Origin of the sequence: Spirosoma sp. KUDC1026, from assembly GCF_013375035.1 — a bacterium.
GTDB lineage: Bacteria > Bacteroidota > Bacteroidia > Cytophagales > Spirosomataceae > Spirosoma.
This window is the reverse complement of record NZ_CP056032.1, coordinates 305309-319109: the sequence shown is the minus strand read 5'-3', so window position 1 is coordinate 319109 and position 13801 is coordinate 305309. Positions and strand designations below refer to the sequence as shown.

Genomic DNA, 13801 nt, shown 5'->3' with positions numbered 1-13801 from the left:
AGATTAGCCCAAAATGGGTGAGGGGAAACAGCGGACAACCTAACTAACCAATACACTGGCCAATTATTCAGGATCAGGTTTTGTTTATTGAGGAACAGAGCCTGATGATCGCATCACATGGAAGCAACACCACTGGAGCCACATAAAGCCAAACGAGGGGAGAAAACGACCATTACCGGTATTCTGGTTAATATTGGCCTGGTGCTGGCAAAAGGATTGGCGGGCTGGTTCGGTAATTCCTACGCGTTGCTGGCCGATGCGATGGAATCGGCAACTGATATTCTGACGTCGTTTTTTGTGTGGATCGGTCTGCGTACAGCTGCTAAAGCGCCTGATCAGGACCATCCGTATGGGCACGGCAAAGCCGAACCGCTGGCTGCCATCGTGGTATCTATGGCCCTGGTGGGCGCGGCTATTCTGATTGCAGTACAAAGCATTCAGCATATTCAGGAACCTCACGAAATTCCGGCTCCCTTTACGCTGATCGTGCTGGCCGGGGTTGTTATCGTAAAAGAAATCCTGTTCCGGCGCGTGGCCAAAATAGGAAATGAGGTCGATAGCAACGCCATCAAAGCCGATGCCTGGCACCATCGTAGTGACGCAATTACCTCATTAACAGCCTTTGTTGGAATTAGCATTGCCCTGATCGGGGGCCCCGGCTACGAAAGCGCCGACGACTGGGCAGCTCTCCTGGCGTCCGGGTTCATTGTCTACAATGCGTACACCATTTTCCGCCCGTCGTTTGGCGAAATCATGGATGAGGTGCCCGCTGGTGACTGGCAGCAGGAATTGAAAACGCTGGCAATGAGCGTACCGCAGGTAAAGGGAATCGACAAGTTTCGGGTACGAAAAACCGGATTTGAATTTTATGTTGATCTGCACGTACTGGTGCCCGGCCAGCTAACGGTAACAGAAGGTCATGCCATTGCTCACGCCGTCAAAGACGCTATTCTGGAAGCAAAACCTTCTGTTTATGATGTACTGGTGCATATTGAACCGGCCTGAACAAAAAGACCCAGTCAATCCTGACTGGGTCTTTTAGCTTTCATGCTTGGGCTTACGCCATTTCCAGGAAGAAGTCTTCGGCGGGCCGTCTTACCTTGGCTGCTTTTGCCAGAAAATCATTCTCCGCATCCCGGTACCCCAGCGCCAGAATAGCTATGCTCTTTAACCCTTTGGCTGGTAGGTCAAGAAGTTCGTCAAGGGCAGAGCCATTGAATCCTTCCATTGGCGTCGCATCAACCTTTTCAACCGCTGCTGCGATCAGCGCCGAGCCCAGACCTATATAGGACTGACGAGCTGCCCAGTTATAGCGTTGCTCATCGTCCATCGTCAGCAGTGATCCTTTGATTGAATCCGCAAAGGGCGTCAACGTGTCGGCACTGGTTTTCCGGGTATCGGCAATCAGTTGAATGTACCGGTCAATGTGTTCGGCCTCGAGAGATGTCCAGGCGGCAAAGATTAGGATATGTGAAGCTTCAACAACCTGCGGCTGTGGGCAGGCCAGCTGATGAATCTTCCCTTTCAACTCGTGGCTGTCTGTAACGATCACATTGTAAGGTTGCAAGCCTACTGACGAAGCCGACAGGCGAATAGCTTCCAGGATTGTATTCAATTTTTCTTCTGGAACGGGCTGACCGTTCATACGCTTGGCAGCATACCGCCAATTCATGGCATCAAGTAATTCCATAGTTGGATATGAGTAAATTGATTTTATAAATTATGTAGTTGGTAATTCGCAGGAACCGTCTGGTTCACAGGCTGGTCCGTCGTTGCTGGCAACGGCTTTGGGTGCCAGTTTCGACCAGGCTGTTTGTAGCGCCCCCAGAAATGTTTCTGGCTGTTGCGCCCCTGACACGGCGTATTTATGATTCAGGACGAAAAAGGGTACTCCCCGAACGCCAATCTGGCGCGCTTCGTACAGGTCCTGGTCAACGGCCTGTCCGTATAGATCGCTTGCCAGCATGGCATTTACCTCCGATGCATCCAGACCAATGTCGGTACCCAGTTCCAGCAGCGTAGCGTGGTCGGCCGTGTTACGTCCTTCGGTGAAATACGCTTTGAACAGGCGTTCCTCAGCGGCATCACCCAGCCCGCGCTGTTTAGCCAGTTGGATAAGCCGGTGCGCATCCCAAGAATTGGCGACCACGGCTTTGTCAAAACGATACGTCAGACATACTTCCTGCGCCATTGCCGTTACGCGGTTGTTCATCTGCTCAGCCTGCTCCAGACTCCAGCCTTTTGCGTTAGCGAGGTACTGATTGATGGAAGTTTCCGGATCAGTTTCCATGTCCGGATTCAGTTGAAAGCTTTTCCAGGTTACCCGGATATCATCCCGGTTCGGGAATTGGCTGAGTGCCTGTTCAAATTTCCGCTTGCCAATGTAGCAGAAAGGGCACATGACATCACTCCAGATTTCTACGTCCATAGTTGGTAATGATTTGATCGTCAGTAAGTTTTGTGCTTAGTGCGTCCAGCTGCCAAACTTGCCTTTGCGATAATCGTCGTACGCCTGGGCGATTTCGGCCTGTGTATTCATCACGAAAGGCCCCTGCGAAACGACGGGTTCATTCAGTGGTTTGGCATGACCAAGTAGCAGTATACTTTCCTGATCTGAGGTAATCGTCAGGGGGCCGCCTGTCTGATCAAACTGCGCCAGGTGCAGTGACTTTACCTGCGTACCGTTTGCTTCGAGCGCCCCCCGAATCATGTAGAAAAAGATCGTATGGCCGTCTGGTATGTTAACTGTCAGTTTGCCGCCTGGCTGGAAGAAAATAGTATTCAGAAAAACACCTGTATCAGAAGTAAATGCAGCTGCGTGTCCGTCCCAGTCGCCCGAGACCAGATTAACCGTTACCCGGTCATTGTCCAGTTTCAGGCTGGGGATCTCGTTTTGCTGGAGTCCTTTATAGAACGGCTTCGTCATTTTGGAGCGGGCGGGCAGGTTAATCCACAGCTGTAAAATCTCCAGTTGGCCACCCTCTTCCATAAATCGGTCGGATGAAACTTCAGCGTGGATCAGGCCACTACCAGCCGTCATCCACTGTACCCCACCGGCCTCAATAACGCTTTCGTGCCCGCTGCTGTCCTTATGCGCAATGTCGCCGTCGATGATAAACGTAACCGTCTCCATCCCCCGGTGTGGGTGGGGGCCAAATGGGAGACCATTGTTGTGCGGTTCGTAGCGTTGCGGACCGTGGTGATTCAAAAAAAGGAAAGGATCAACGTACTCAACCGACCGGGTGGGCAGCGCCCGATACGTGATTAAATCCGCAATAGGCGAATAGTCGGCGGCACTAATTTTTTTAATGTCAGGCATGATTTCTACAGGAGCTACTGCTTCCTGTTTTATCGTATGTTACGTTTTATAACAGTGTTAACTATTCGTGAATAAACAAAGTTCCAGCGCCCATACAAATCCCTATTCTTTGAGACCTGGCGGCTGATCTATCCTATCGGGGGAAGCCCATTATATGAGCAAAGTTCGCCGGATTTATACCGTATATATATAGGCGCAAAAAAACGACAGATTGCAAGCGCGTAATCAGATGGCCCCCGTCCGGGAAAAAAGGCATGGGAAATCAAATCTGACCTCCTCTTTGTAAAGCCCCGGCAACACCAGCGAAAGCTGAAAGCCGGATAAAAACTCGCTCTGCTTCTCGGAAGAAAATCGTAACCGATACACAGGTTTGGTGGAGACGGAGAATGGGCGGGTTTAAGTGTAAAATGGCTCACTTTTTGTTACAAACAGAGCTCTGGTAGGCTATAGTTATTTATAGCTATTCGACCAGATAAAAGTCTCCCCGACGTAAGCCTATCTAAAGGATAATCCCCTCAGAAATACTCATTGGCATAGTTTCTGTACTTATTGGGGTGTATACATAGAGCGAAAATATAAATCTATAAGTCAAAAAACTTGTAATTCTATTACGCTGGTGTAGGCATAAAGTCGGATGTAGTATATATGGTATGTATAGTAATGTCTATTGCGTAACCATTTGCTGCATTCGTACGCTTTTGTTGCAGTAAGTAAACATTAACAAATAATTAACTCACTTAATCCACCAATTCCGGACTGGTACGTAGAGGAACTTGTCAGGAATTTCTCACTAAAGGCAATCCTCGAGCAATTTACTTTTAGATCCAATTTATGGAATCAACCGTTTACTGTACGTCTAAATCCACTCTGTTGCAATTCTCCCGGAGAGGCCCTTCTCTGCCGGGAAATTGGTTGTTAGCAATGGGTATGGTCTCCGATGGTTACCGACGCCGGTCGGTATTCGCGTCGGTCAGTTTGCTGATGGTACTTCTGATGTCGTTGACGCAGGCACAGGCGCAGACAACAGCCTGTAATTACCGAACGCTCACGACTAACAACTTTACGGGCGCTACTATTATATCGTCAGGTGGAGTTGGGTTGATTCCTGGAACTGTAACGAATCCGGGTAACCTGATCGATAACCCCAGCGTGAACAACTCCGCAACTGTCAGTACGTTTATTGGCGTGCTTGGTGGTGGTGGACAGATTACTGTTGGTGCTGGCGAAACATTACCTGCCAGTACTACGGTTGGTTTCGTGCTAAGTAACTCGGGAAGTGCGATCAGTGCAAGTTTGCTTAATGCAATAACGGTAACGACCTATCTGAATGGTACCCAGCAGGAGCAGAGTGGAGGAAGCAGTCTACTATCGCTAAATCTGCTTACGCCCATTCTTGGTACACAACCAGCCGTTGCACTGACAACAACAAGGCCCTTTAACCGGGTGCAGATTACTGTTAGTAGTTTGCTGAGCGTTGCTAACACCACGCAGATTCTTTATCCGTTTACGCTCTTTCCAACGTTAGCGGCTACGGCTACGGCAGTAAATGCCACAGGTGCTGCTTCGGCAGATGGCGCGGTAAACCTGACCGTGTCGGGCGGACGTTCTCCTTATACGTATGCATGGAGTAATGGCGCCACAACGCAAAATATAACGGGTGTTAATCCAGGTACTTATACAGTTACCGTAACCGACGCAAATGGTTGTACAACAACGGCTTCGGCTACAGTAGGTATTGCAGTTGCTCCCTGTCCAACAGCGGGGCAAAACGGCTTTACTGCGTTTACGTTTGGATCACCAACAATAACCGGTACTACTACAAACCCAATAGCACGCTATACTAATGTAGCTACGCTCAATGGTCAGCAGGTTGATATTATAGGTCAAGTAACTGGTGGTACATACGCAGGAGTAGAATTTACAAATGTAGGAACTGATGCTCAGTTCTTGTTAACGGGTAATTCTGGGACAGCTGCGACTCCAAACAGCGCTACTGCAACCGTTCGTTGGTCATTTGTTAGAACAGGAACGAATACTCCTGTTCCAGTTCAGGCTTCGTTAACGATAGGAGACCTCGATTTAATTGCCATTAGTAGCACTAATGCCAGAACAGAGGCTTTTGATATATCGAAAGCAAATTTATTCTCCTATGCGACAGAGCAAGGTGGGACAGTAACAGTAACGAATGTACCAACTGCTAACTTTGTTCGCTTCCAGGGAACGCAAAACCAGAGCACAGGGAATTCTTCCAACTTTGCAGCAACAATCAACTTCGTTGGTATAACCTCATTTGATATTGTCTATCGTATCTCCAATCTGCGAACTTCTAATTTAGAAGCTGGTTTCACATTCGATGGATCTGGTGATATAGCCTTTACAAATAAAGTTTGCGTAGCTGTTCTGGATACGGATGGTGATGGAATTCCGAATGCAAACGACATTGACGATGATAATGACGGTATTACAGACGATACAGAGGGAGGTCCTCTGGTCGATACAGATGGGGATACAATCCCTGATCTGTATGACCTGGATTCTGACGGTGATGGTATTCCTGATAACATCGAAGCGCAGACCACTGCAGGCTATATTGCCCCAGGTGCGATAACTGCTGTCAATGCACAGGGCTTACCGCTGGCATACGCATCGACAAATGGTTTGACGCCTGTCAATACTGACGGTACTGATCAACCGGATTATAAAGATACAGATAGTGATAATGATGGTCGACCAGATCGTACTGAAGCAGGGCTCGCAGCAGCTGGAACGGATGCTGACCGAGATGGCTTAGATAGCAGTGCTGATGCTAATAATAGTGCATTTGGTCCAGTCAATGCTAACATTACTAATCCGTTAACAAATTATCCGAATAACGGGACACAAGTAAATTTCCGGGTTGCCCAGGGAACTGTAGCCTTTGGGAACTGTGCCAATGCAACCACTACAGGTGTATTTGTTGCAGGCACGGCGTCTACTGGTACATTAACCATACCTATAACAGTAAGTCAGGCAGGTGCGGTTGACTTCACCGTAACTGGAACCGGGTTTACATCGGTTCCTGCTTCGATTACGCTGACGGTCGTAACGAGCCAGACTGCCGTTTCAATTCCGATTTCCTACGATGGAACTGGAGTTGCCGGTACGAGGACACTGGCCGTTAGTTCGTCAGAAGCGTCAAATACTTGCGCACCTGTTGTCAGTGTGAGTGCTGCACCAAGCATCAGCATCGACAGCCCACGTAACATACAGACGACGCTGACGCCAACCGTGTCGGGAACGGCCACGCCAGGTGGTACGGTGATCATCACCGGGGCCAATAGCGCAACGCTTTGCTCCACGACAGCAACGGCGGGCGGAAGTTATTCCTGCGTAATTAATGCAGCAACAGGTGTTAACTCGCTGACTGCTATCGTTATTACGCCAATCGGTGTGAGCCCGACGCCCGCAACAACGAGTTTTACGGCTGTGGCTCCGCCCACGGTGAGCATCGTCTCGCCCCGCAACGTAGTGACGAGCCTGACCCCAACGGTATCGGGCACGGCCACCCCAGGTAGTATCGTAACCCTGTCCAGCCCCACCAACGCGACCCTGTGTTCGACCACGGCCACGGCCGCGGGTACGTACTCGTGCGTGGTGACGGTGACGGCCGGTACTAACTCGATCACGGCCATTTCCCGAAATGCGGGCGGCACGAGCATCGCCGACGTAACGACGTTCACGGCGGTCGCTCCACCAACGGTGAGCATCGTCTCGCCCCGCAATGTGCTGACGAGTCTGACGCCAACAGTGTCAGGTACGGCTACACCAGGTAGTATCGTAGTTCTGTCGAGTCCAACTAACGCTACGCTCTGTTCGACCAACGTTTCGGCAACAGGTACGTACTCGTGTGTAGTGACAGTAACGGCGGGTGTGAACTCGATCTCGGCCATCTCGACCAATGCTGGTGGCATCAGCGCGACGGACGTAACGACCTTCACGGCCGTAGCCGCGCCAACGATCGCGGTTCAATCGCCAAGCAATATTCAGACCTCGACCAACCCAGTGGTCTCGGGTACGGCTACGCCAGGTAGTTTGGTCACGATCACGGGGCCAGGCAACGCCACGCTTTGCTCGACCACGGCTACGGCTGGTGGCAGCTTCTCGTGTGCAGTAACGGTAACGCCAGGCACCATATCAGTAACGGCAGTGGCGACTAACGCAGGTGGCACCAGCATCCCTGCTGTGACCAGCTTCACGGCACTGGCACCACCGACGGTGAGCATTGTCGCACCTCGCAACGTGCTGACGAGCCTGACGCCAACGGTATCGGGTACAGCAACGCCCGGCAGCATCGTAACGCTGTCGAGTCCAACCAACGCGACCTTGTGCAGTACAACAGCCACGGCTACGGGTTCTTACTCGTGTGTGGTAACGGTAACGGCAGGTGTCAACTCGATCACGGCAATTTCTCGGAATGCCGGCGGCACGAGTGTCGCGGACGTGACAGCGTTCACGGCTATCGTAGCACCGACCGTAGCGATTCAGTCTCCGAACAACATTCAGACCTCGACCAACCCAGTGGTATCAGGTACGGCTACGCCAGGTAGTTTGGTCACGATCACGGGGCCTGGTAACGCCACGCTTTGCTCGACCACGGCTACGGCTGGCGGCAGCTTCTCCTGCGCCGTAACAGTAACGCCTGGTGTCACCTCGGTAACGGCGGTGGCTACCAACGCAGGCGGCACCAGCACACCAGGCGTAACCAGCTTCACAGCTTTGGCACCGCCAACGGTAAGCATCGTCGCTCCACGTAACGTACTGACGACGCTGACCCCAACGGTTTCGGGTACGGCTACTCCAGGTAGCCTGGTTACACTGACCGGTCCAGTAGGTACTACGCTTTGCACGACGACAGCTACGGCTCTGGGGTCTTACTCCTGCGTAGTGACGGTGGCTTCGGGTGTGAACTCGATCACAGCCATCTCGACCAACGCAGGTGGCACGAGCATCGCAGACGTAACGACCTTCACGGCGGTGGGACCACCAACAGTGAGCATCGTTTCGCCACGTAACGTGCTGACCACCTTGAGCCCAACCGTCTCGGGTACAGCTACGCCAAACAGCACCGTGATCCTCTCCAACGCCACCAGCGCCACACTTTGCACCACGACGGCTTCGGCCACGGGTTCTTACTCGTGTGTGGTGACGGTAGCCGCGGGCGTCAACTCGATCTCGGCCATCTCGACCAACTTAGGTGGCGTGAGCGCGACGGACGTAGCAACCTTCACGGCCGTTGCCGTACCGACGGTAGCGATCCAGTCGCCAAGCAATATTTCAACGAATCTGACGCCGACGGTATCGGGTACAGGTACGCCAGGTAGTGTGGTAACCATCACCGGTCCGGTGGGCACGACGCTTTGCTCGACCACGGTAACGGCGGGTGGCAGCTTTAGTTGCGCAGTGACGGTGCCAGCGGGTGTGAACTCGGTGACGGCGGTCGCCACCAACGCGGGTGGCACCAGCACGCCGAGCGTGACCAGCTTCACGGCTTTGGCTCCGCCAACGGTGAGCATCGTGGCACCACGTAATGTACTGACAAACCTGACTCCAACGGTATCGGGTACGGCCACGCCAAACAGCACCGTAATTCTGACCGGTCCAGCGGGTAATACGCTTTGCACGACGACAGCTTCGTCTCTGGGTTCCTACTCCTGCGTGATTACCGTAACAACGGGTGTAAACACCGTGACGGCGGTAGCGATCAATGCGGGGGGTACCAGCGTGGCGGACGTAACGAGCTTCACGGCGGTGGGTCAACCAACGGTGGTAATTCAATCGCCTAATAATATACAGACTAACCTGACGCCGACGGTATCAGGCACAGCCACGCCAGGTAGCGTAGTAACCATCACAGGGCCAAGTAATACAACCCTGTGCTCGACTACAGCCTCAGTTGGTGGTAGCTTCTCCTGCGCAATAACAGTAACACCAGGTGTAACATCAGTGACGGCAGTCGCTACGAACAATGGCGGTATTAGTACCCCAAGCGTGACCAGCTTTACAGCCGTGGCTCAGCCGACCGTAGCGATCAACTCGCCCCGCAACGTAGTGACGACGCTGACGCCAACGGTGTCGGGCACGGCCACCCCAGGGGCGACGGTCGTCCTGACGGGGGCTAACAACACGACCCTGTGCAGCACCATGGCCACGGCCAGCGGTTCCTACTCGTGCGTGATCAACGCAGCGGTGGGTATCAACTCGGTGACGGCTATCGCCACCAACGCGGGCGGTGCCAGCGTGGCGGACGTGACTTCGTTCACGGCGGCCGGTGCGCCAACCTTAACGGTGACCGCGCCGGTGGGTGTGTCGACGACGACCTCGCCGACGGTGTCGGGCACGGCTACCCCGGGTAGCGTGGTGACCATCACAGGGCCAGGTAACACGACGCTTTGCTCGACCACAGCCTCAACCTCGGGCAGCTTCGCCTGCGGGCTAACGGGTCTGCCAGTTGGTCCGACCAGTGTGACGGTGACGGCCTCGGGTCCTGGCGGTTCGACCAGCCAGCCCATCAGCTTCACCACGGTGGCTCAGCCCACGGTGGCGATCAACTCGCCCCGCAACGTAGTGACGACGCTGACGCCGACGGTATCGGGTACGGCCACCCCAGGGGCGACAGTGGTTCTGACGGGGGCCAACAACACCACGCTTTGTTCGACCACAGCCACGGCTTCGGGTTCGTACTCGTGCGTGATCAACGCAGCGGTGGGGGTCAACTCGGTGACGGCTATCGCCACCAACGCGGGCGGTGCCAGCGTGGCGGACGTGACTTCATTCACGGCGGCTGGAGCGCCAACCCTGACGGTGACCGCGCCGGTGGGTGTGTCGACGACGACCTCGCCGACGGTGTCGGGCACGGCTACACCGGGTAGCGTAGTGACCATCACGGGTCCAGGTAACACGACGCTTTGCTCGACCACAGCCTCGACCTCGGGCAGCTTCGCCTGCGGGCTGACAGGTCTGCCAGTTGGTCCGACCAGTGTGACGGTGACGGCCTCGGGTCCTGGCGGCTCGACCAGCCAGCCCATCAGCTTCACTACGGTGGCTCAGCCCACGGTGGCGATCAACTCGCCCCGCAACGTGGTGACGACGCTGACACCAACGGTGTCGGGTACGGCCACCCCAGGGGCGACGGTCGTCCTGACGGGGGCCAACAACACGACCTTGTGTTCGACCACGGCCACGGCTTCGGGTTCCTACTCGTGCGTGATCAATGCAGCGGTGGGGGTCAACTCGGTGACGGCCATCGCCACCAACGCAGGTGGCAGCAGCGTGGCGGACGTGACTTTGTTCACGGCGGCCGGTGCACCAACCCTAACGGTGACCGCGCCGGTGGGTGTGTCGACGACGACCTCGCCGACGGTGTCGGGCACGGCTACCCCGGGTAGCGTAGTGACCATCACGGGTCCCAACGGGGCCACCCTGTGCAGCACCACAGCCTCAACCTCGGGCAGCTTCGCCTGCGGTCTAACGGGTCTGCCAGTTGGTCCGACCAGTCTGACGGTGACAGCCTCGGGTCCTGGCGGCTCGACCAGCCAGCCTATCAGCTTCACCACGGTGGCTCAGCCCACGGTGGCGATCAACTCGCCCCGCAACGTAGTGACGACGCTGACGCCAACGGTGTCGGGCACGGCCACCCCAGGGGCGACGGTCGTCCTGACGGGGGCCAACAATACAACGCTCTGCAGCACCACAGCCACGGCTTCGGGTTCCTACTCGTGCGTGATCAACGCAGCGGTGGGGGTCAACTTGGTGACGGCCATCGCCACCAACGCGGGCGGTGCCAGCCTGGCGGACGTGACTTCGTTCACGGCGGCCGGTGCGCCAACCCTAACGGTGACCGCGCCGGTGGGTGTGTCGACGACGACCTCGCCGACGGTGTCGGGCACGGCCACGCCGGGTAGCGTGGTGACCATCACGGGTCCCAACGGGGCCACCCTGTGCAGCACCACAGCCTCGACTTCGGGCAGCTTCGCCTGCGGGCTGACGGGTCTACCAGTTGGTCCGACCAGTCTGACGGTGACGGCCTCGGGTCCTGGCGGTTCGACCAGCCAGCCCATCAGCTTCACCACGGTGGCTCAACCGACCGTAGCGATCAACAGCCCCCGCAACGTAGTGACGACGCTGACGCCAACGGTGTCGGGTACGGCCACCCCAGGGGCGACGGTCGTCCTGACGGGGGCCAACAATACAACGCTCTGCAGCACCACAGCCACGGCTTCGGGTTCCTACTCGTGCGTGATCAACGCAGCGGTGGGGGGCAACTCGGTGACGGCCATCGCCACCAACGCGGGCGGCAGCAGCGTGGCTGATGTGGCCAGCTTCACGGCGGCCGGTGCACCAACCTTGACGGTGACCGCGCCGGTGGGCACCTCAACGACGACCTCGCCGACGGTGTCGGGCACGGCTACCCCGGGTAGCGTAGTGACCATCACGGGTCCGAACGGAGCCACCCTGTGCAGCACCACAGCCTCAACCTCGGGCAGCTTCGCCTGCGGTCTAACGGGTCTGCCAGTTGGTCCGACCAGTCTGACGGTGACGGCATCGGGTCCTGGCGGTTCGACCAGCCAGCCCATCAGCTTCACCACGGTGGCTCAACCCACGGTGGCGATCAACAGCCCCCGCAACGTGGTGACGACGCTGACGCCAACGGTGTCGGGCACGGCCACCCCAGGGGCGACGGTCGTCCTGACGGGGGCCAACAACACGACCTTGTGTTCGACCACGGCCACGGCTTCGGGTTCCTACTCGTGCGTGATCAACGCAGCGGTGGGGGGCAACTCGGTGACGGCCATCGCCCAGAACGCGGGCGGTGCCAGCGTGGCGGACGTGACTTCGTTCACGGCGGCCGGTGCACCAACCCTGACGGTGACCGCGCCGGTGGGTGTGTCGACGACGACCTCGCCGACGGTGTCGGGCACGGCTACCCCGGGTAGCGTGGTGACCATCACGGGTCCCAACGGGGCCACCCTGTGCAGCACCACAGCCTCGACTTCAGGCAGCTTCGCGTGCGGACTGAGCGGTCTGCCGGTTGGTCCGACCAGTCTGACGGTAACGGCCTCGGGTCCTGGCGGTTCGACCAGCCAGCCCATCAGCTTCACCACGGTGGCTCAACCCACGGTGGCGATCAACAGCCCCCGCAACGTAGTGACGACGCTGACGCCAACGGTGTCGGGTACGGCCACCCCAGGGGCGACGGTCGTCCTGACGGGGGCCAACAATACGACGCTCTGCAGCACCACAGCCACGGCTTCGGGTTCCTACTCGTGCGTGATCAACGCAGCGGTGGGGGGCAACTCGGTGACGGCCATCGCCCAGAACGCGGGCGGTGCCAGCGTGGCGGACGTGACTTCGTTCACGGCGGCCGGTGCACCAACCCTGACGGTGACCGCGCCGGTGGGTGTGTCGACGACGACCTCGCCGACGGTGTCGGGCACGGCTACCCCGGGTAGCGTGGTGACCATCACGGGTCCCAACGGGGCCACCCTGTGCAGCACCACAGCCTCGACTTCAGGCAGCTTCGCGTGCGGACTGAGCGGTCTGCCGGTTGGTCCGACCAGTCTGACGGTAACGGCCTCGGGTCCTGGCGGTTCGACCAGCCAGCCCATCAGCTTCACCACGGTGGCTCAGCCCACGGTGGCGATCAACAGCCCCCGCAACGTAGTGACGACGCTGACGCCGACGGTGTCGGGTACGGCCACCCCAGGGGCGACGGTCGTCCTGACGGGGGCCAACAATACGACGCTTTGTTCGACCACGGCTACGGCTTCGGGTTCCTACTCGTGCGTGATCAACGCAGCGGTGGGTATCAACTCAGTGACGGCGGTCGCCACCAACGCGGGCGGCAGCAGCGTGGCCGATGTGACTAGCTTCACGGCGGCCGGTGCACCAACCTTGACCGTAACGGGTCCGATTGGAACAACCGTCACCACGACGCCAACGATATCGGGTACGGCCACACCAGGCAGTACGATTGAAATCAGGGATAGCAACAACGTTCTGCTCTGCACGACGACGGCTCAGCCGAATGGAAACTTTGCCTGCACGCTCACAAGTCCTTTACCCGTTGGGCCGAATACGCTCAGGGTAACGGCTTCGGGACCGGGTGGTAGTGTGAGTCAGTCCATAAGCTTTACAACAGATGATTGTCAGGCTCAGGCTCCAACCCTCAAAAAGTCCTAAATAGTTGACGAACCTGGCTTCCGTGAAAGAATATCCTCATGGAAGCCAGGGCGTTACTAAACTATAACATCGACGAAGCTATGCGGTCTTTTTATACAGATAAATCCTGTCGAACGAGCTCCAGAATTGTGCGATACGCAATATGGGTAGGCGTTTTCTTTGCCTCTGCCTTTGGTACAGTATTTGCACAAGTTGGGTGTACTTACCGGGCTGGTACAATCAGTTTTGTAGCCTCGGGAGGTAATATGGGGGCAGCTTATACGA

5 protein-coding genes are annotated in these 13801 nt (G+C 56.3%); 2 read left to right on the top strand and 3 right to left on the bottom strand.

The window, feature by feature from the left end:
- Window positions 1–117 precede the first annotated feature (117 nt).
- Window positions 118–1005, top strand: coding sequence for a cation diffusion facilitator family transporter (locus HU175_RS01320; RefSeq protein WP_176564872.1), 888 nt, complete (start codon window positions 118–120; stop codon window positions 1003–1005).
- 52 nt (window positions 1006–1057) lie between these two features.
- On the opposite strand, the gene HU175_RS01315 is transcribed toward HU175_RS01320, so the two are convergent.
- From HU175_RS01315 to HU175_RS01305, 3 genes are read right to left on the bottom strand one after another with little or no spacing between them, the layout of a single operon-like run.
- Complete coding sequence (locus HU175_RS01315; protein WP_176564871.1) at window positions 1058–1690, bottom strand: NAD(P)H-dependent oxidoreductase; 633 nt, start codon at window positions 1688–1690, stop codon at window positions 1058–1060.
- Window positions 1691–1720: 30 nt separating this feature from the next.
- Window positions 1721–2428, bottom strand: a complete 708-nt coding sequence (locus tag HU175_RS01310; RefSeq protein WP_176564870.1) for a DsbA family oxidoreductase — start codon at window positions 2426–2428, stop codon at window positions 1721–1723.
- Between the two features lie 36 nt (window positions 2429–2464).
- Window positions 2465–3319: a pirin family protein gene (locus tag HU175_RS01305; RefSeq protein ID WP_176564869.1), complete on the bottom strand. Its 855-nt coding sequence runs from the start codon at window positions 3317–3319 to the stop codon at window positions 2465–2467.
- Window positions 3320–4240: 921 nt separating this feature from the next.
- On the opposite strand from HU175_RS01305, the gene HU175_RS01300 reads away from it, so the two are divergent.
- On the top strand, window positions 4241–13537 hold the full coding sequence (locus HU175_RS01300; protein WP_176564868.1) for a beta strand repeat-containing protein: 9297 nt from the start codon (window positions 4241–4243) through the stop codon (window positions 13535–13537).
- Window positions 13538–13801 lie beyond the last annotated feature (264 nt).

Excerpts from the sequence above, each read along its gene's own strand:
- HU175_RS01320 (WP_176564872.1), top strand. The coding sequence starts at position 118 with ATGGAAGCAACACCACTGGAGCCACATAAAGCCAAACGAGGGGAGAAA.
- HU175_RS01315 (WP_176564871.1), bottom strand. The coding sequence starts at position 1,690 with ATGGAATTACTTGATGCCATGAATTGGCGGTATGCTGCCAAGCGTATG.
- HU175_RS01310 (WP_176564870.1), bottom strand. The coding sequence starts at position 2,428 with ATGGACGTAGAAATCTGGAGTGATGTCATGTGCCCTTTCTGCTACATT.
- HU175_RS01305 (WP_176564869.1), bottom strand. The coding sequence starts at position 3,319 with ATGCCTGACATTAAAAAAATTAGTGCCGCCGACTATTCGCCTATTGCG.
- HU175_RS01300 (WP_176564868.1), top strand. The coding sequence starts at position 4,241 with ATGGGTATGGTCTCCGATGGTTACCGACGCCGGTCGGTATTCGCGTCG.